Annotated in this window: 18 protein-coding genes; 8 read left to right on the top strand and 10 right to left on the bottom strand. The window is 75.3% G+C overall.

What is annotated here, in order from left to right; translation table 11 throughout:
• Positions 1-36: 36 nt before the first annotated feature.
• On the bottom strand, positions 37-978 hold the full coding sequence (locus tag ACH4TG_RS06250) for a LysR family transcriptional regulator (protein WP_398240974.1): 942 nt from the start codon (positions 976-978) through the stop codon (positions 37-39).
• 70 nt (positions 979-1,048) lie between these two features.
• Here ACH4TG_RS06250 and ACH4TG_RS06245 point away from each other — a divergent pair, with 70 nt between their 5' ends.
• Entirely contained in the window at positions 1,049-1,366 is a 318-nt protein-coding gene (locus tag ACH4TG_RS06245) for a hypothetical protein (protein ID WP_398240973.1), read from the top strand.
• A 128-nt stretch (positions 1,367-1,494) separates the two neighbouring features.
• Positions 1,495-2,073, top strand: a complete 579-nt coding sequence (locus ACH4TG_RS06240; protein WP_398240972.1) for a dihydrofolate reductase family protein — start codon at positions 1,495-1,497, stop codon at positions 2,071-2,073.
• Positions 2,074-2,148: 75 nt separating this feature from the next.
• Here the strand turns inward: ACH4TG_RS06240 and ACH4TG_RS06235 are convergent, their stop codons facing one another.
• A complete protein-coding gene (locus ACH4TG_RS06235; RefSeq protein WP_398240971.1) occupies positions 2,149-3,078 on the bottom strand; it encodes an RNA polymerase sigma-70 factor in 930 nt (309 codons plus the stop codon).
• 200 nt (positions 3,079-3,278) lie between these two features.
• Here ACH4TG_RS06235 and ACH4TG_RS06230 point away from each other — a divergent pair, with 200 nt between their 5' ends.
• Positions 3,279-3,761 (top strand): carboxymuconolactone decarboxylase family protein, encoded by a 483-nt coding sequence (locus ACH4TG_RS06230; protein WP_398240970.1) that lies wholly within the window; start codon positions 3,279-3,281, stop codon positions 3,759-3,761.
• 95 nt (positions 3,762-3,856) lie between these two features.
• Here the strand turns inward: ACH4TG_RS06230 and ACH4TG_RS06225 are convergent, their stop codons facing one another.
• The 5 genes from ACH4TG_RS06225 to ACH4TG_RS06205 form a co-directional block, all read right to left on the bottom strand.
• The gene (locus tag ACH4TG_RS06225; RefSeq protein WP_398240969.1) at positions 3,857-4,819 is read right to left on the bottom strand and encodes an RNA polymerase sigma-70 factor; all 963 of its coding nucleotides are present in this window, start codon (positions 4,817-4,819) and stop codon (positions 3,857-3,859) included.
• Between the two features lie 209 nt (positions 4,820-5,028).
• Positions 5,029-6,450 (bottom strand): diaminopimelate decarboxylase, encoded by a 1,422-nt coding sequence (gene lysA, locus ACH4TG_RS06220; RefSeq protein WP_398240968.1) that lies wholly within the window; start codon positions 6,448-6,450, stop codon positions 5,029-5,031.
• 13 nt (positions 6,451-6,463) lie between these two features.
• Positions 6,464-6,844 carry an SAV_915 family protein gene (locus tag ACH4TG_RS06215; protein WP_398240967.1) on the bottom strand — a complete coding sequence of 127 codons (381 nt, stop codon included), beginning with the start codon at positions 6,842-6,844 and terminating at the stop codon, positions 6,464-6,466.
• A gap of 458 nt (positions 6,845-7,302) precedes the next feature.
• Positions 7,303-9,840 (bottom strand): FtsX-like permease family protein, encoded by a 2,538-nt coding sequence (locus tag ACH4TG_RS06210; protein WP_398240966.1) that lies wholly within the window; start codon positions 9,838-9,840, stop codon positions 7,303-7,305.
• Positions 9,841-10,037: 197 nt separating this feature from the next.
• A complete protein-coding gene (locus tag ACH4TG_RS06205) occupies positions 10,038-10,559 on the bottom strand; it encodes a hypothetical protein (RefSeq protein WP_398240965.1) in 522 nt (173 codons plus the stop codon).
• Positions 10,560-10,791: 232 nt separating this feature from the next.
• On the opposite strand from ACH4TG_RS06205, the gene ACH4TG_RS06200 reads away from it, so the two are divergent.
• Both ACH4TG_RS06200 and ACH4TG_RS06195 read left to right on the top strand, forming a co-directional pair.
• Positions 10,792-11,346, top strand: a complete 555-nt coding sequence (locus ACH4TG_RS06200; protein ID WP_398240964.1) for a hypothetical protein — start codon at positions 10,792-10,794, stop codon at positions 11,344-11,346.
• Positions 11,343-12,665, top strand: a complete 1,323-nt coding sequence (locus ACH4TG_RS06195; RefSeq protein ID WP_398240963.1) for a carotenoid oxygenase family protein — start codon at positions 11,343-11,345, stop codon at positions 12,663-12,665. Before ACH4TG_RS06200 ends, ACH4TG_RS06195 begins: the two co-directional genes overlap by 4 nt.
• Before the next feature lie 60 nt (positions 12,666-12,725).
• Here ACH4TG_RS06195 and ACH4TG_RS06190 read toward each other — a convergent pair whose 3' ends face one another.
• Positions 12,726-13,799, bottom strand: coding sequence for an alkene reductase (locus ACH4TG_RS06190; protein WP_398240962.1), 1,074 nt, complete (start codon positions 13,797-13,799; stop codon positions 12,726-12,728).
• Positions 13,800-13,940: 141 nt separating this feature from the next.
• Here ACH4TG_RS06190 and ACH4TG_RS06185 point away from each other — a divergent pair, with 141 nt between their 5' ends.
• A complete protein-coding gene (locus ACH4TG_RS06185) occupies positions 13,941-14,333 on the top strand; it encodes a MerR family transcriptional regulator (RefSeq protein ID WP_398240961.1) in 393 nt (130 codons plus the stop codon).
• A gap of 63 nt (positions 14,334-14,396) precedes the next feature.
• Here ACH4TG_RS06185 and ACH4TG_RS06180 read toward each other — a convergent pair whose 3' ends face one another.
• Complete coding sequence (locus tag ACH4TG_RS06180) at positions 14,397-14,645, bottom strand: hypothetical protein (RefSeq protein WP_398240960.1); 249 nt, start codon at positions 14,643-14,645, stop codon at positions 14,397-14,399.
• Between the two features lie 292 nt (positions 14,646-14,937).
• Here ACH4TG_RS06180 and ACH4TG_RS06175 point away from each other — a divergent pair, with 292 nt between their 5' ends.
• The gene (locus ACH4TG_RS06175; RefSeq protein ID WP_398240959.1) at positions 14,938-15,459 is read left to right on the top strand and encodes a hypothetical protein; all 522 of its coding nucleotides are present in this window, start codon (positions 14,938-14,940) and stop codon (positions 15,457-15,459) included.
• A 34-nt stretch (positions 15,460-15,493) separates the two neighbouring features.
• Here the strand turns inward: ACH4TG_RS06175 and ACH4TG_RS06170 are convergent, their stop codons facing one another.
• On the bottom strand, positions 15,494-17,767 hold the full coding sequence (locus tag ACH4TG_RS06170; RefSeq protein ID WP_398240958.1) for a DEAD/DEAH box helicase: 2,274 nt from the start codon (positions 17,765-17,767) through the stop codon (positions 15,494-15,496).
• Positions 17,768-18,101: 334 nt separating this feature from the next.
• Between ACH4TG_RS06170 and ACH4TG_RS06165 the strand changes: the two genes are divergently transcribed.
• Positions 18,102-18,437: a hypothetical protein gene (locus tag ACH4TG_RS06165; RefSeq protein WP_398240957.1), complete on the top strand. Its 336-nt coding sequence runs from the start codon at positions 18,102-18,104 to the stop codon at positions 18,435-18,437.
• The last annotated feature ends 81 nt before the right edge of the window (positions 18,438-18,518 follow it).

Genomic DNA, 18,518 nt, shown 5'->3' with positions numbered 1-18,518 from the left:
CCGGGAGGTCCCGACGCGTCGCGGGTGGGCCGCTGTTCATGGTCGCGGCCCGCCCCGGCCCGTCGCATCCGGTTTTGCCTCGCCCGCGGGCACCGGCCCCGCCTCCGGCGCGACCGCCGAGCGAACCGACCCCGCCGCCTCCACCGCGGCGGCGAGGAACGCGGCGACCAGGGGCCGGTGGTCCCGTTCCGACCGGGCGACGACGATGCTGCTGGGCGGCGCGTCCGTCACCGGGACCGTCACCAGGTCCGCGGGGAGCGGCCCTGCGAGCGAACGCGGCAGGACCGCGATCGTGCGGCCCAGCGTGATCAGCTGGATCATCTGCGGCCCGTCGTCGATCTCCGGCCCGCTGCCGTCGTCCGGAACTCCCGTCCAGCGCACGCCTTTCCACCGCGGCAGCGTCTCGTGCTCCAGGTCGGCGAGCCGCACCCCGGCGCGTCCGGCGAGGCGGTGGCCGCGGGGCAGGATCGCGACGCGCTCCTCGACGAGCAGCGTGTGCGCGTCCAGCCCGGTCAGGTCGTCGAAGGGCACGTACAGCAGGGCCGCGTCCGCCCGCCCGTCGCGCAGGTGGTCGGCGCGGTCGGTGGCGCCGCCGAACAGGACCTCCACCGGGCGGGCACCGGGCCGTTCCGCGTACGCCGCCAGGATCCGCGACAGCAGCTCGGCGTCGCCGCCCGGCTTGATCACCAGCCGCAGCCGGGCCTGGGCGTCCGCGGCGCGCCGTGCCCCCTCGGCCGCGGCGGCGACCGCGTTCAGCGCGTGCCGGCCGTGGTGCAGCAGCGCCTCCCCCGCCGGGGTGAGCGCGACATGGCGGCTGGTGCGGTGCAGCAACCGCACGCCCAGCCGCGACTCGACGCGCCGGATCGCCTTGGACAGCGCGGGCTGCGCGATCGACAGGCGGACGGCGGCGCGGCCGAAGTGCAGCTCCTCGGCCACCGCGACGAAGTACTCCAGCTCGCGCGTCTCCAGATCAGCCATGCCCACAGGTTATCGCTGGTGATCCATTCGGTCTTGGACGCCGCCGCCAGGGTGGGGGTTCGATGGTCGCATGATCTGCCACACGATGATCGTCGCGTTCGAGAACCCGATCCCCGACGCCGACCTCGATCAATACCTGAAGGACATCGAAGCGCTGCTGACGGGCTCCGGTCACGTCACGGCGTTCGCCGCCCGCCGCCACATCCGCGTGCCCGGCGACGACCTCGCTCCCCTCTTCGTGCCCACCGCCGTCGTCCAGGTCGCCGCCGCCGACCGCGAGGCCCTGGACGCGGTCTTCGCCGTCCCCGGCATCGAGGACGTCATCGGGCGCTGGCAGGCCCGGCACCCCTACAAGGTCGTCTGGGCCAACCACGAACCGCTGGCGTAGGAGGCCGGGATCGGTGGCGCCGCCCAGTTCGCGGTGCGGCCGGTGTCTGCCCCTGTGAGCGCCGGAAACGGCACGCATCGAGGCGGGCCGGGGGGACCCGGCCCGCCGGGCACATCAGGGAGACCGACATGGGCACCATCGTGATCAGTACGAACATCACGCTCGACGGGGTCGTGACCGACCCGGACGGGCAGGAGGGCGCCGCCGGGGGCGGGTGGTTCACCGCGACGGTCGGGGACGACCGGCCGGCATGGGCGGAGCACGAGACCCGCGAGGTGCGGCAGGCCGCGGCGTTGATGGTGGGACGGCACAGCGACGCGTGGTTCGCGAGCCGGTGGAACGCGCGGCTGGGGGAGTGGGCCGAGCGGATGGGCGCGCTGCCGAAGTACGTGGTGTCCGCGACGCTCGACGAGCCGCGCTGGAACAACGCGACGGTGCTCGGCGGCGATCCGGTGAAGGAGGCCGCCGAGCTGAAGCGGCGGGTCGACGGCGAGATCGTGGTGTACGGGAGCCGCCGGCTGGCCCGTGCCCTGATCGAGCACGACCTGGCCGACGAGCTGCGGCTGACCGTGTTCCCGGTCGTCGCCGGCGGCGGCGGGCGGCTGTTCGACGAGGAGGGCCCGGCCGGCACGAAGCGGCTGCGCCTGCTGGAGAGCCGGCCCCTCGGCGCGCAACTGCACTACCAGGCATACGCGTTCGTCCGCTGACCGCCGCACGCCGGCCGGTGGAACGGGACCCGGCGGGACGGGGGAGCGCAACGGGGGAGCGGGTCGGGCGGGACGTCAGCGGGTCACCGCGGTCTCCTGCTCGACCCGCGACAGCTTCGCCGGGTTGCGGACGATGTACAGGCCGGTGATCAGACCGTGGTCGGTGCGGACCGCCACGACCCCGTCGAGGTCGCCGCCGAGCCGGACGATCAGCGCGGCATGCCCGTTCATCTGCGCGGGCTCGACCGTGCCGAGGCGGCCGATCCTCGGCAGGCCCACCGCGAGCAGCCGCGTCACCTTGTCGTACCCGACGACGGGTTGCAGGGCGGCCTGCTTGACGCCGCCCGCGTCGCCGAGGAACACCACGTCGGGCGCGAGCCGGTCGAACAGGCCCTGGAGGTCGCCGGTCTCGACCGCGTGCCGGAACGCCTCCAGCGCACCGCGGGCGTCGGCCGCGGAGACGTCGCCGTGCGGGCGCCGCGCGGCGACGTGCGCCCGCGCGCGGTGCGCGATCTGCCGCACCGCGGGCTGGGTCTTGCCGACGGCCTCGGCGATCTCGGCGTACTCCAGGCCGAAGACCTCGCGCAGCACGAACACCGCCCGCTCGGTCGGCCCGAGCGTCTCCAGCACCAGGAGCATCGCCATCGAGACGCTGTCGGCGAGTTCGACGTCCTCGGCGACGTCGGGCGCGGTGAGCAGCGGCTCGGGCAGCCAGGGGCCGACGTAGGTCTCCTTGCGGCGGGCGAGGGTGCGCAGCCGGGTCAGCGACTGGCGGGTGGTGATCCGCACCAGGTAGGCCCGCCGGTCGCGGACGCCGTCCAGGTCGACGCCCGCCCAGCGCAGCCAGGTCTCCTGGAGCACGTCCTCCGCGTCGGCGGCCGAGCCGAGCATCTCGTAGGCGACGGTGAACAGCAGGTTGCGGTGGGTCACGAACGCCTCGGTTGCGGCGTCCGGCAGGCCGCCGTCGGGTCGCCCGGCCTGGTCAGCGCTGTGTTCGCCCGTCATCCCCGCTCCCGCCCTTCGGTCGTTCCGCCGCCGCGCAGCGGTCCTTGCACTCCCCCCTAGGACGACGGCCGCGCGCGTCCTGTGACAGGTCCGTCCGGTGGCGCACGTCACATCCGGCAGCCGTCACAGCCCCTGGGCGGGCGGCATCTTGTGTTCGTTCCACGCAGGAGCATACGAACGCCACAAGTGAGGACGAACCCATGGAACCCCGGCTCAACCTGATGGACACCCCGACCGCCGCGAAGGTCGGCAAGCGGTTCTACAGCACCTCGGTCGCGCTGCAGGAGTCGACGACGCTGCCGAAGTCCCTCCAGGAACTGGTGTCGTTGCGGGCCAGCCAGATCAACGGCTGCGGCTGGTGCGTCGACATCCACACCAAGGAGGCGGCCGAGGCCGGCGAGACCCCGCTGCGGATCAACCTGGTCGCCGCCTGGCGCCACACCACGGTGTTCACCGGGGCCGAGCGCGCCGCGCTCGCCCTGGCCGAGGAGGTCACCGAACTCAGCGCCGGCAAGGGCGTGTCCGACGCGACCTGGGACGCCGCCCGGGCCCACTTCGACGACGACCAGCTGGGCGCGCTCGTCTGCCTGCTCGCGTTGATCAACGCGAGCAACCGGATGAGCGTGACCGTCAACATGCTGGGCGGGAGCTACGACCGCGGCGCGTTCGCCTCGCTCGACTGACCCGCGCGACCGGCCGGCGGCCCCACCTCCGGCACGCCACCGGGCCCGGCCCCCCGCGATCGTCCGGATGCGGGGGCCGGGCCCGGCGCCGGTTGTCAGGCGCCTGCCCGGGAGCCGGGACCGGCGCCGTCGAGGCGCGCGGCCAGGCCGTCGGCGATCCCGGCCTCGCGGTCGAGGGCGCGGGTGTCGGCCACCGGGCCGAGATGGGCGAGCTTGTCGGGGTTGCTCAGCGAACGGATGGTCCGCACACGGCCGTCGACGACGTCCAGGGTCCAGGTGGTGACCACCCGGCCGTCGCCGTCGCGGAAGATCGCCCCGGGCTGGCCGTTCAACTCGTGCACCTCCAGGGAGCCTTCGAGCCTGCCGAACAGGTCGGCCAGGCCGGCGATCACCCGCGCCACGGTCTCCGGGCCCAGGAACTCGCTCGCCACCCGCGGTGCCTTGCCGCCGCTGTCGCCGATCAACGCCACGTCGGCGGACAGGAGTGCGGTCAGCCCTTCGAGATCGCCGGTGCGGAACGCGGCGAAGAAGCGCCGGGCCAGCTCCTCGCGCTCCCCGCGGTCGGCCTCGAAACGGGTCCGGCCCGCCTCCATGTGGCGGCGGGCCCGCACCGCGAGCTGCCGGCACGCCGGCTCCGAACGGCCCACCGCCGAGGCGATGTCGGGGAAGCCGAACGCGAAGACCTCGCGCAGCACGAACACCGCCCGCTCCAGCGGGCTCAGCCGCTCCAGGAGCAGCAGCGCGGCCAGCGACACCGAGTCCCGCAGCTCGGCCGACCGCTCGGGGTCCTCGTAGGGGTCGGTCAGCAGCGGCTCGGGGAACCACGGCCCGACGTACGCCTCGCGCCGCACCCGGGCGGAGCGCAGCACGTCGAGCGAGACCCGCGTCACCACCGTCGACAGATAGGACCTGGCGGAGTCGGGCCGCACCGAAGCGGCCGCGTACCGCAGCCACGCCTCCTGCACCGCGTCCTCGGCCTCGCCGACCCTGCCCAGGATCCGGTACGCGATCGAGAACAGCAGCGGCCTGAGCTCCTCGAACTCCTCGGCGCGCGTCACACCGGCTCCCTCGTGCAGACCCACCCCCGGGAGGTGCGCCGCGGTTCACGGGCCCAACTCCCCTTCAGGCCGCGGCGGTCCACCGGCCGCACGCCCCACGCTCATCATAGGCACCGCCCGGACCCGCACCCGCCGGCGCTGCGGACGGGGGCGGTGAGCGGGCGGGCTCGGTGGAGAGGCGGGCGCGGGCGCCCGCGGATCCCGGCGGGTCAGAGGCCGACGTCGCGGTTGCGGAGGTCGGCCAGCGACTCGCGGCGCACCAGCAGCCGGACCCGGCCGCGGTCGACGGCCACCACGGGCGGGCGGCCGACCATGTTGTAACCCGAGGCCATGGACACGTGGTACGCGCCGGCCGCGGGCACCGCCAGCAGGTCGCCGGGCCGGATGTCGGAGGGCAGCGGCACGTCCGCGGCCAGCACGTCGCCCGCCTCGCAGTGCCGGCCGACGACCGTCATCAGCGACGGGCGCGCACCGGAGACCCGGCCGGCCAGCCGCGGCACGTACCGCACCCCGTAGAGCGCGGGCCGCGGGTTGTCGCTCATCCCGCCGTCCACGGCCACGAACGTCCGCCCGCCGGTGCGCTTGACGACCAGCACCCGGTACACGGCCACGCCCGCGGGACCGGCGATCGCCCGTCCCGGTTCGAGGGTCAGCCGCGGCACGTCCAGGCCCGCCGCGGCGCAGCTCTCGGCCAGCTCGGCGGTCACCTTCCGGGCCAGCACGCCGATGTCCAACTCCGGTTCGCCGGGCCGGTAGCAGATGCCGTGGCCGCCGCCCAGGTCGAGCTGCGGGAGCTGCACGCCGTGCGTGTCGCGGACCCGCGCCAGCAGCCCGACGAGCCGCCGCACCGCGGCCAGGTACGGCTTCACCGCGGTGATCTGCGAACCCAGGTGGCAGTGCAGGCCGACCAGTTCGAGTCGCGGCTGCTCCAAAATCCGGGTGAGGGCGTGCTGCGCGGAGCCGTCGGCGAGGGACAGGCCGAACTTCTGGTCGTCGGTGCCGGTCCGCACGTGGGCGTGGCCGCCCGCGGCGATGCCGGGCACCACCCGCACCAGCACCTTCTGCCGGTCACCGGCGGCGACGGACGCGGCGAGCCGCGGGATCTCCGACGGGCTGTCGACGACGATCCGGCCGACCCGCAGCCGCAGCGCCGCGTTCAGGTCCTCCGGGCTCTTGGCGTTGCCGTGCAGCACGATGCGGTCCGGCGGGAAGCCGGTGGTGACCGCCAGCTCCAACTCCCCCGCGGAGCACACGTCCAGGCCGAGGCCCTCCTCCTGCACCCAGTGCGCCATCGCCCGGCACAGGAACGCCTTCGCGGCGTAGACGACATCGGCGTCGGGGAAGGCGCGCAGATACGTGCGGCAGCGCTCGCGCACCTCCGCCTCGTCCAGCAGGTAGACGGGCGTGCCGTGGCGTTCGGCGACCTCGCCGAGCGGCACGCCGCCGACCGCGACGCCCGCGCCGGGCACCTCCCGGGCGGACGCCGGCCAGGGGGTACCGAGCGGTTCGCCGCCCGCGGGGTGCGCGGGGATGTTCCGGGATGTCGCGGAGGCGACGGGCGTCGCCGGGTCGCCGGGGCGCGTCGGGGTCACGGGGGTCACCTCTGTGGCCTGGGGCATGACGGTGGTCATCCTCGGCACCTCCTCAGCCGATCCAGAGGGTGAGTGCTTCGACGGCGGCGGCCATCGCGGTCACCCGCATCACGCCGACCATCTGGGGATCCCAGCTCGTCCGCGCTGACGGCTCGGAAGCGGGGGCGCTGGGCGCGGGCGGCGCCGGTACGGGTTCGGGCGCGGGCGCGGGCGCGGGCTGCGGCTTCGTCGCCGGTGTGCCGTCGTGGCGCACGGGCGGGGCCGCGAGCTGCGGGTCCACGGTGAGGGTGGTGACGCCGAGCGGCTCGGCCAGCGCCCGCAGCGCGGGCACCGACAGCCTGGTGCACGCCTGGTCGCGGCCGAGGACGTCGGTCATCCGGCGGTGCGTGGTGAACCCGACGGCCGTGCGGCCGCCGAGCGGGGTACGGAACATGCGGGCCGCGAATCCGTGGGGCCCCGGCCGGACCGGCACATACAGAAGTCCGGCCGGGAGTCGATCTGAGGGCTCCGGATCGTCCGTGGAAGTCGAGTCGTTCATCGCGAGGCTCCTTCGAGCACTGAGGTCCCCGGGCCGGGAAGGAAGCCCGGGGCACGTCAGTGACGGTATGTCCGCCCCGCCCGTCTCCCCCGCCGCCCCTGACGCACCCCTGACGGCGCACCCCCACGCGTTAGCGCAACGCTGATGCCGCGCCCCCGTGGGCTGCCTTTCCCCGGCCGCCCCCGGCCCCAAGGGCCACCGGGAACCCCGCCCCGCCCTCCACGTCGAACCGTTCACCGCGTGCCCGGGCAGCCGGGGAGCGCCTGCCCGGCGAGGGCCCGGCGGACCCCGTGAGCCCTTGACCGCGCCTTCGCGCAAGGGGCGCCGGGCCGAGGCCGGGGCGGGAAGTCCCGCTACTCCCCCGCGCCGGCCGCGTCCGCCGGGTGGGGGCGCAGGGCGACGCGGCCCGGGAGGGCGACGGCGGGCAGGGCGAGCAGGGCTGCCAGGCCGATGACGAGCAGGGACGCGGGCAGGCTCACGGACGGGGCCGCGCTGCCGGTCATGCCGGAGCTGAAGGCCGTCAGGACGGCGAGGGCGATGCCGGCGCCGAGCACGGCCGCCAGCGCCACGACGGCGGTCCCCTCGCACGCGAGCATCCGCAGCACCTGGCGGCGGGTCGCGCCGGCGAGCCGCAGCCGGGCGAACTCCCGGACCCGTTCGGCCGTGGACATCGCCAGCGTGTTGACCGCGGCGATCGCCGTGAACACCAGGACCAGGCCCATCGCCAGGAACTGGGCGCCCGCGCTCGACCGCCCCACCCGGGTCGTCAGGGCGTCGGCCGCGCCCCCGGGCGCGAGGACCCGCACGCCGGGGTAGGCGCGGACGGCCGCGGACAGCGCACCGGGCCCGGCGTCCGCGCCGGCACGGACCAGCACGGCCGCGGACAGCGGGTCGTCGACATGCCGGGCGACCAGGTCGTGGGCCATCGTCAGATCGCCGAACCCGAGCCCGCGGGCGTAGACGGCCGCCACGCTCAGGGTCACGCGGGTGCCGTCGCCGAGGGTCACCGGCAGGGTGCTGCCGGGCCGCAGGCCGCGGGCGCGGGCCGCGGTCTCGCTGACCGCGACGCTGCCGGCGCCGAAGTGCGCGAGCGAGCCGGAGACGACGTCCGGGTCCCAGGTGCGGGTCAGCCCGGCCGGGGTGACGCCCTGGGCGGGGTACTTGTCGAGCCCGACCCGCACGGTGGTCCGCACCACCTCGGTCACGGCGGTCACGCCCGGCACCCGCCGGACCGCGCCGGCCGCAGCGCCGGGCACGCCGGGCCCGTCGGAGACCAGCGTCCAGTCGGCCCGCGTGCCGTCCGCGGCCTGCCGGTGGGCGGCGTGCCCCAGCGTCGTCTGGGTGAACAGCACGGTCGAGGCCATGGCGACGAGCAGGGCGAGCGGGGTGACGGCCGCGGCCGTGCGGGCGGCGTTGCCGCGCAGGTTGCGCCGGGCGAGCACACCGGGGAAGCGGCCGCCGACCCGCAGCGGACCGGCCAGCAGCGCCGCCCCGGCCCGCACCAGGACCGGCCCGAGCAGCGAGACGGCCGCGGCCAGCACGACAACGGTCAGGAACGTCACGGGAGTTGCGGCCGGCTCGGTGTGCAGGACACTCAGCACGCCCACCAGCGCCCCGCCGCCCGCGAGCAGCACCAGCCCGGCGACCGTGCGGCCCGCCGAACTCCCGTGCTCCAGCACGGACTCGGCCATCGCCTGCGCCGGGGTGAGCCGGGTGATCCGGCGTGCGCAGACCCGCGCGGCGGCCCACGCGCCGGCCGTGGTCGCCAGCACGCCGGCGGCCATCGGCAGCAGGCCGACGGACGGCCGCAGGGTGGCCGGGATCGTGCCCATGTCCGTGAAACGGCCCAGCAGCCAGTGGGCGAGGGGGAGTCCGGCCACGGCGCCGAGGACGCCCGCGACGGCGCCGACGAGCAGCGCCTCGCGCCCGATCAGCCGCCGCAGCTGGCCGGCGGTGGCGGCGACCGAACGCAGCAGGGCGAGTTCGTGGCGGCGCTGCCGCAGCGACAGCGCGAACGTGCCGACGACGACCAGCACGGCGACGAGCAGCGCGGTGCCGCCGATGGCGCCGCCCATGCTGACGAGCTGGATCCGGGCCCGGGAGGCGTCGGGGAACTCCACCGGGCCGCGCCCGTCGCCGGTGTGCACCTCGGCGGTGGTGCCGGCGAGCGCCTGCCGCAGGGCGGCCGGGTCGAGCGTCCGGCCGGGCTCGGGCAGCACGCCGACGGCCGCGACCTGGCCCGGGCGGGCGGCGAGCCGCCCCGCTTCGGCGTCGTCGAAGAACAGGCTGGTCTGCTGGGCGAGATCGCCGCCGGCGGGCGCGGCGACACCGCTGACCCGGTACGTGCGGGGCGCCGAGGTCGACTGCACGGTGACGCGGTCGCCGGGTGCCAGGTGAGCGCGGCGGGCGAGGGCGCGGTCGACGACGACGTCCACGCCGGACTGCGGCGCCCGGCCGTCGACCAGGGTGAAGGGCGTCAGCCGTGCGGACGTCCAACTGTGGCCGTACGACGGCACGTCCGCGCTCGGCACGCCCATCACGACTGCGGGGAAGGTGAGTTCGGGCACGACGGCGGCGACGCCCGGGACGCGGGCGAGGTCGCCGGTCACGCGCGCGGGCAGCCAGACGCGTTCGGCCAGCGGCTTGGCCTTGTGCTTGACCTTCGTCTTGCCCTTCTTGTGCTTGACGGTGGTCTGGTGCACGTTCTGGTCCGCGGACACGACCACCGGCGCGGCGGCGTACCGCTCGGTGGCGATCCGGCCGGTCAGCCCCGTCTCCAGCAGGCCGCCGCAGGCGGTGACCAGGGCGGCAGCGCAGAACAGGGCCAGGAAGGCACCGAGGAATCCGCTCCTGCGGGCCCGGAGGGTTCGGAGCGCGAGACGCAGCAACATGGCGAGGTCCTTGGGGCAGAGGGCCGCACCGCTGATCCGGTACGGCGGCCGGCGAGCGGCCTGCCCGCCACGATCCCGGTTCGGCCCGCGCCGCACACTGGAGAGCCCCGCCGTCCTCGTACGGGGGTCAGCCCCCCCTTGCGCGCCGCTCTCGCCGCCGCGCCTGGCCCCAAGTCGGGCCCGGGACCTGTCCGGAGCTAGGCGGCGCGCAGCCAGGAGTCGAGGACGGCGAAGTCGCGGTCGGTGAGTCCGGAGCGGTGGTCGACGCGGTGGAGCAGGGCGCGGACGGGGTGCCGGGCCGCGACCCAGGCCCGGTCGGCGGCGGTGATCTCGTCGTCGACCCAGACGAAGGCGCGGCCGGCCGACCAGCCGAGGAGCGTGCGGGTCTTCCAGTGCAGCCCGCGCGGCGGCGGCTCGTCGGACAGGTCCGGCCAGCACACCACGGGCAGTTCGGGCAGGCCCAGCAGCGGCGAGATCCACAGGTTGGCGTCGAACTCCCAGGTCGTGGCCCACACCAGCTCGCAGGGCAGCGCCATGAGCCGGGGTCCGAGCGCCGGGTTGATCCGGGACAGCAGGGGGTGCACGGAACCGAGTCGGGGAACCGCGGCGCTCTCGTACGTCGGGTAGCCGTCCGGCAGTTGATCGGCCGAGGCCCCGAAGGGGATGAGCGGTCCGTCGACGTCGAGGAAGAGCAGCGGGGGACGTGCGGGACCGGTCACCCTTGCACCGTAACGGCCGGGGCGTGCCGGGACCCTCGCGGAGCGGCCGTGCTTCACCCGCCCAGCCGTCCTCCGCCGGCCGCCCTGCGCCGGCCCGCTCGCCCTCCGCCCGCAGCCACCCGCCGCCCGCCGATCCGTCATCAACTCCGCGCCACATTCCACTGTTGACACGTCGATGCTGGACCTTCTATTTTTGACAGGTCGGAATCGGAACGCTCAGTCGGAGACTGCCATGTCGTACCTGCGCACCTTCCTCCCGTGGATCCTCTTCGCCGTGCTGCCGTCCGGCAGTTGGCAGTGGGCCGCGCTGGCCGCCCTGGGCGTCGCGGTGGCGGTGGTCGTCGGGCAGCTGCGGGCCGGTGCGGGGCCGGACGCCCTGATCATCGAGATCGGCTCCGCGGTGTTCTTCGCCGTGCTGGCCGTGATCGCCTTCGCCGACCCGCACTCGGGCGTGCACGCCTACACCGGGGCGCTGTCCTCGGGAATGCTCGCGGTGATCGCCGGGATCTCGCTGGCCGTCGGGAAGCCGTTCACCCTCGGCATCGCCAAGCGCACCACGCCACGCGAGTACTGGACCGCCGAGCCGTTCCTCCGCGTCAACAACGTGATCACCTCCGTGTGGACCGCGGCGTTCGCCGTGACCGCGGGCGTGCTCACCGCCGTGGCGCACGCCGGCCACGCCCACTCCGCCCTCGCCACCGTCCTGCAGATCGCCGGCTTCGCCGTCCCGATGGTCTTCACCGTCCGCTACGTCGCCCGCGTCCAGGCCGCGGCGGCCGCCCGATGAGCGCCACGCCCGCGGCTCCCCGCCACCTGTCCGGCAACTACGCCCCGGTCACCGAGGAACTCACCGCGTACGACCTGCCGGTGACCGGGCGCGTCCCCGCGGAGCTCTCCGGCTGGTACCTGCGCAACGGGCCGAACCCGGCCGACGCGGCCTCCGGCCACTGGTTCTTCGGCGACGGCATGGTCCACGGCGTGCGGCTGGACGGCGGCCGGGCGGTCGCCTACCGCAACCGCTGGGTGCGCACCACCAGCCTCACCGACGGCGCCCGGCCCTACGACGCCCAGGGCCGCCGCGACCTGACCGCCGGCCCCGCCAACACCCATGTGGTCCGGCACGCGGGCCGCACCCTGGCGCTCGTCGAGACGGCCCTGCCGTACGCGCTCACCCGCGACCTGGACACCGTCGGCCCGTACGACTTCGGCGGCCGGCTGCACACCGCGATGACCGCGCACCCCAAGACCTGCCCGGCGACCGGCGAACTCCACTTCTTCGGCTACGGCATGCTGGAGCAGCCGTTCCTGACCTACCACCGGGCAGGCGCGGACGGGGAGTTGGTGGTCAGCCGGCCCGTCGAGGTGCCGAGGCCGACGATGATGCACGACTTCGCCCTGACCGCGGAGCACGTCGTCTTCATGGACCTGCCCGTCGTCTTCGACGTCGAACTCGCCCTGGCCGCACGGACCATGCCCTACCGCTGGGACGACGGCCACGGCGCCCGGCTGGGCGTGCTGCGGCGCGACGACCCGCACGGCGCGGTCCGCTGGTTCACCGTCGACCCCTGCTACGTCTTCCACCTGCTCAACGCCTACGACGCACCGGACGGCAGCATCGTGCTGCACGTCATGCGCTACCCGGAGATGTGGCGGCGGACGGGCGAGACCGTCGACCGCGGGCAGCAGGCCGTGCTGTGGACCTGGACCGTCGACCCCGCCACCGGGACCGTCCGCGAGGAGCAACTCGACGACCGGCCCGCGGAGTTCCCCCGGGTCGACGACCGGCTCACCGGTCTGCGCGCGCCCTGCGGTCACGTCACCAGCGGCCATGCCGTGGTCCGCTACGACCTGGCCGGCGGCTCCACCGCGGTGCACGACTTCGGCGCCCACCGCACCCCCGGCGAGGCCGCGTTCGCCCCCGCCGACGGCGCGCCCGGCGGCCGCGGCTACCTGCTCACCTACGTCCACGACGCCCGCACGGACGCAAGCGACCTGGTCGTCCTCGATGCCGGCGACCTCGCGGCCGCGCCCCTGGCCACCGTCCACCTCCCGGCCCGCGTCCCCTTCGGCTTCCACGGCAACTGGCTGGCCGACGAGGCGGATTGAGGCCAGGCGGGGGGCTGCGACTGGTGGGGGAACAGGTGCGGGTCAGGCCGCTGAGGCCGCTCAGGCCGCGTACTGGTAGGCCGGGTAGGTCAGATAGCCGTTGTCGCCGCCGGTGTAGAAGGTGGCCTCGTCGACCGGGGCGATCGGCGCTCCTGTGCGCAGCCGCTCGACGAGGTCGGGGTTGGCGAGGAACGCCCGGCCGAAGCTGATCAGATCGGCGCCGAGCCCCAGCCAGTGGTCCGCCGCGGCGCGGTCGGCCTGCTTCGGACCCATCGGCATCACCGGGTTGACGATGAGCGCACCGGGCCACGCGCGACGCAGCGCGGTCAGGGTCGGCTCGTCCGTCGTGGCCTCGATGTGCACGTAGGCCAGGTCCAGCCGGGCCAGTTCGGCCAGCAGCGCGGCGTACAGCTCCGGCACCTCGGTCTCCCGCACGCCCCAGAAGGTGCCGCCCGGCGAGAGCCGGATGCCGGTGCGGGCCGCGCCGACCGCGTCGACGGTCGCGGCGGCGGCCTCGACGGCGAAGCGGATCCTGCCGGCCACCGAGCCGCCGTAGCCGTCGGTGCGCAGGTTCGCGTTCGAGGAGAGGAACTGCGAGATCAGGTAGCCGTTGGCGCCGTGCAGCTCGACCCCGTCGAAGCCCGCGTCGACCGCCCGCCGCGCGGCCCGCGCGTAGGACTCGGCGTGCTCGGGGATCTCGTGCGTCTCCAGCGCGCGCGGTTCCGGCGCGGGCTGCGGGCCGGTGGGGGTGAACACCTCGCCCACCGCGGGCACGGCCGAGGGCCCGACCGGCTGCAGCCCCGTGGTGTCCGGGTGCGAGACGCGGCCGCCGTGCATCAGTTGGGCGAAGAGGCGGCCACCGTTGGCGTGCACGGCCTCGGTCACCGGTCGCCAGGACGCGGCCTGCTCGTCCGTGTGCAGTCCGGGCGTTCCCGGGTTGGACTGGCCGACCAGGCTGGGCTGCACGCCCTCGGTCACGATCAGCCCGGCCGTGGCGCGCTGCGCGTAGTACGTCGCCATCGACGCGGTGGCCAGGCCGTCGGCGGTGGCGCGCACGCGCGTCATCGGGGCCATCACGACGCGGTTCGGCAGGGCGAGCGAGCCGAGCCGGTAGCCGCTGAGCAGTGTCGTCATCAGGGCACTCCTTGCCTTCGGGTTCCCGGATCTCGGGCCCGGCAGCTACGCTAAAACCTGACATCGATGTGAGAGGCAAGCCCGCGATCGGTGACGCGGCTCACACGCGGCGGGACGGACGAGGAAGGCGAGGCGGGCGCGATGCGCATCGGAGAGCTCGCGCGGCGCAGCGGCGTCAGCGTCAGGTCGCTGCGGTACTACGAGGAGCAGGGCCTGCTCAGGAGCGAACGCAGCCCCAGCGGGCAGCGCCACTACGGCGACGGGGACGTCGAGCGGGTGCTGTTCCTGCAGCGCCTCTACAACGCGGGGCTCTCCAGCCGCACCATCCTGGAGCTGCTGCCCTGCGTGGACGCGCCGAGCCTCGGCAACTCCCTGGCCGCGCTGGAGCGGATGGCCCAGGAGCGCGAGAAGCTCTCGGCCCACATCGACGACCTGATCCGCACCCGCGACGCGCTGGACGAGGCGATGCTCCGGGCCCATGAGGCCAAGCAGCAGATGGAGGCATGCGCGTCCGGCGCGTCAACCGCCGCCTAGGTTCGACGCCGCGCCCCCGGATCACGCCCGGGCCCCGGCGGACCCGCCCTGCCCGGCCCCGGCCTAGCGACGGAAGATCAGGAAGGCCGAGGTGTGCCCGCGGTTGTCGCCGGCGAACGTGGACCGGTCGAGCCGCCAGCCCAGTTCCTCGACGGCCTCGATCACCTCGCCCACCGCGTCCAGCGACCCCGACCACCCCGGCTCCAGGACCCCCTGGTCGATCCGGCACACGAACACCGTACGTCCGGCGTCCAGCACCTTCTGCGCCTCGCCGCGCACGCCGGCGGCCCCGGCACCCTTGCTGATCCCCATGCGAGCCCCCTCATGACGTGATCACCCATTCCACCCGATCAAGCCGCCCGCGCGACACCGCCGTTGCCCACCCGTCCACCCTCCCGGGAAGCCTGCGGGTCCGCGGCACCCCGGTCCGGACGCGGCGGCATCGCGTAGGGGGCGATCCCAGGGCGGTGGGGGACGAGGGGTGGCGACCCGATGGAGGGCCACGAGGCTACCGCCCCGGCGAGAAGCCGGCGTTGCCGGATCCGGCCCAGCGGTGCTCAAGGTGTCTGGTGCCGCCCTCGCGGGATGGCCCAAGCTGGCCCGCATGGACTGGTTGCCACTGCTCTCCACCCTGGCCGGGGCCGCGATCGGCATCGTCGCCACGCTCATCGCCGACCGGAACCGGTGGAAGCGCGAGGATGCCAAAGAGGCCCTGCGGCTGCGTCTCGACGTCTACACGCAGTACACCACCACCGTGAAGGTCCTCGGTGAGACCCTGCGGGCCCTGGCCGAACGCGACCATGCCACCGACGGCGAGCGGGCACTCGCGCTGCGCCAAGCCTTCCGGGACTCGGGCATCTCCATCGCATCGGAGCGGATGTGGCTGATCGCGCCCCAACGCGTCGTCGCGGCCTCCAACAACGTGTTCCACTGCCTGCGCCGCATCTGCGACGGCTACGCCGGCGGCACCGCGGTCAGCAGCCCCGAGGATCGCGCCCGCTGGGAGGCACGCGGCATCGCGGCCGCAGAGATGCGCAAGCTGATGCGCGACGACCTCGGCGTCGGCCCGCTCACCGAGCGCCACACCCCCCTCATCCCCGACGACGACCACCCCGCCGCCACGTGACCACGCCGAAGGGCGACGTGAAAGGCCCGCCTGGCTAGGCGCGTTCGGCGTGCAGGCGGAGCTGCTCCTCCTCGACGATGCGCCGCGCGAGCGAACCCTCGGAGATGTCCACGGCGTCGGGAGTGGCGGCGGCCACCTCGCTGCGGCGCGCATAGGCGTCGAAGAGGCGGGACTTGGACTCAAGGATCTGCAGCAGCCGCTGGTCGACGCCGGTGGTGGTGAGCAGGCGGTGGACCTGGACCGGCCGCACCTGGCCCATCCGGTGGGCGCGGGCCACCGCCTGGTGCTCGATCGTCGGCTTGAGCTGCGGCTCGCAGATGATCACCACCGACGCGGCCTGCAGATTGAGGCCCACGCCACCGGCCTCGATCTGCGCGAGCAGCACGGCGTGGCCCTGCACGGCGCCGAACGCGTCGACGGCTGCCTGGCGTTGGGCCGGCGTCTGGCCGCCCGCCAGCGGACCGTGCACCGCCGCGGGCCCCGCGTCCTCGACGAGCGCCTGCCGCACGGCGGCCAGCACGTCGCGGAAGTACGAGAACACGACGACCTTGAGGCCGCTGCCCGCCGCCTCGGCGACGAGTTCCCGCAGCCGCTGCAGCTTCGCCGACGTCCCGGGGCGCGCGAACGCGGCCCGCCGCATGGCCATGAAGTTCCCGCCGGCCACCGCCTCCCGGTAGGCGTCCTGGTCGGCGGCCGACAGCTCCTGCCACTCGTCGGTTTGCACCAGCGTGGGCAGTTCGGTGAGCACGTCCGCCTGGTTGCGCCGCAGGTACGCCGGTGCGACGGCGGCGCGGAAGGCGTGCGACCCGGCGGCGCCGTCCGCCGCGCCCACCTCGGGCACCAGATCCGGCTGCAAGTGCCGGACGAGCGCCCGGAATTCGCCGACCCGGTTCTCCATCGGGGTGCCGGTCAGGAAGAGCACGCGCTCGCTGCCCGCGGCCCACTCGGCGACGGCCCGGGACCTGCGCGTCTCGGGGTTCTTCACGTAGTGCGCCTCGTCCACGACGAGCATGGCCACGTCGACGCCGCCGTCCGCCGGGGGAACCGCCTTCCCCGGTCCGAGCCCATCCCCCTTCACGAGGACGGGAGTTGCCGGGACCGGAGCCGCCGCGTCTGGTGCGGGAGCCGGCGCGGTGAAGCCGCGCAGCGCGTCGTACGTGGTGACGCCCACGCCGCCGCGGGCGCGCCACTCCGCGAACGCCTCGTGCCGGTCGGGGCCGTGCAGCGGGACGGCCCGCAGAGCGCTGCGGCCGCGGATCTCGCGCGTCCAGTTGACGAGGACGCCCGCCGGGCACACCACCAGGAAGTGGGTCCGGCCGCCGGCCGCGAGGTGCGCGAGGGCGGCGACGGCCTGGACCGTCTTGCCCAGCCCCATCTCGTCGCCCAGGACGACCCGGCGCTGCGCGAGCGCGAACCGGGCCCCGAACGCCTGGTAGCCGCGCAGCGACACCCGCAGGTGGGAGTCGTCCAGGGGCTGCTCCCTGACCCGTTCGGCCACCTCGGACGGCAAGTAGCCCTCGGCGGCGGCCCGGTCGGGGCCGCGGCCGGACAGTTCGGCGAGCAGGCTGTAGTACTCGGCCGACCGCACCTCGAAGTCGACCCACGCCTCGATCTCGCCGGCCGGGGCACGCAGCAGGTCGACGGACGCCTGGGCGAGCAGTTCCGGCACGCCGTCGCGCTTCGCCCGCGCGCAGACCTCGCGCAGCCGGTCGGCCGCGGACAGCGCCTGCTCGCGCGCCGCCCGCCGCAGCAGCCACAGGCGGAACCGGCCGGCCGCAGGACCGGCCTGCGCCAGCAGCGGTGCCAGCTCCCGGTCGAGCGCCTCCGCGACGCCGACCGCGCGGCGCGCCTGGGGTCCGGCCTCCACCAGCCGGTGCAGCGCGACGACCAGCGCGGTCGTGCGCGGCGCGCGGTCGGCGAACTCGATGCGGACGGCGACCGTCTCCTCCACCGCCCCCGCGATCTGGCCGGCCGCGGCGAGCGCCTGGTCCGCGGTCTGCGGACCGACCCCCGGTATGTGGCGCAGCTCGTGGCGCCCGGCCTTCAGCACGTCACCGACCGTGGCGTACCCCGCGGACTCGACGGCGCCGAGCCGCAACCGGCCCTCGGTGACGTCCTTCAGCCGCGCGACCGGGATCGCCGCCAGCTCCCGCGCGGCCAGCTCCTCGCGGATCGCCCGCAGCGGCTGCCCCACCTCGGCCACCGCAGCCGCGTGGTCCTCCGGCACCGCGCGGGCCGCCGCGGCCAGCCGTGCCGCGGCCCGGAGCGCGGCACGCCGCTCGCGCAGTGCGCTCCCCGCCCGTGCCATACCGCCCCCGTCCTCTGCCGTTTTCACCGCTTTCGCGTCGCCTCATCCTTCCACGCGGCCCCGACATCCCGGGTTCCGGTTCCCGGGTTCCGGGGCGTCGCGCGTCCCGCCGGCCCGGCGCCCCCGATGCGGCCATGCCTTCCGCGCGGGACGTCCCGCGACCCCGTCCCGGCCGCGGGCGCCCGCCCCGCCGCGCACCCCACCCGCGCGCCCGCGGCGGGCCGGCCGGCGCACCGGCCGTGCACAGCCCGCAGGTTGCCGGGTTCAGCGGGCCGTGGCGGGCAAGAACATGGGCATGGGTTCGTCAGAGCCGGAGCAGAGGAGAGCGCACGGAATGTCCGCAGCGGAAGCAGAGCCCGCCCCCGATCCCCGTCCCGTGCACGCCACCGCGGCGTACCGGGCGGAGGCGACCGGAGGCAGCGAGCGCTGGCACCTGGTGGTGCGGGGGCTGGACCACCATCCCGACCGGGGCCAGGTGGACGCCCTGGTGGTGACCGTGACGCCGGGCCCGGGCGGCGGCCTCCCGGCCACCGAACTCGACCGCATGCTGCGGCAGTGCGGGTTCGCCCGGGACGGCGAGTGGGCACCGGCCCCCGACGGTCCGCGCTGGACCGTCCCCTGCCACCAGCGCGACCCGGGCGCCGCTCCGCCCCCTCCGCGCCACCGCTGACGACGCAGCCGCGACGGCAGGAGGACGCACGGGTAGAACGTGCGGGTAGGGCAGCGGCTAGGACGCGGCAGCGGGACGTCG

The organism is Streptomyces sp. NPDC020917 (assembly GCF_044333795.1).
Lineage (GTDB): Bacteria > Actinomycetota > Actinomycetes > Streptomycetales > Streptomycetaceae > Actinacidiphila.
Note: the sequence above shows the minus strand (reverse complement) of the source record. Positions and strands in the feature narration are given on the sequence as shown.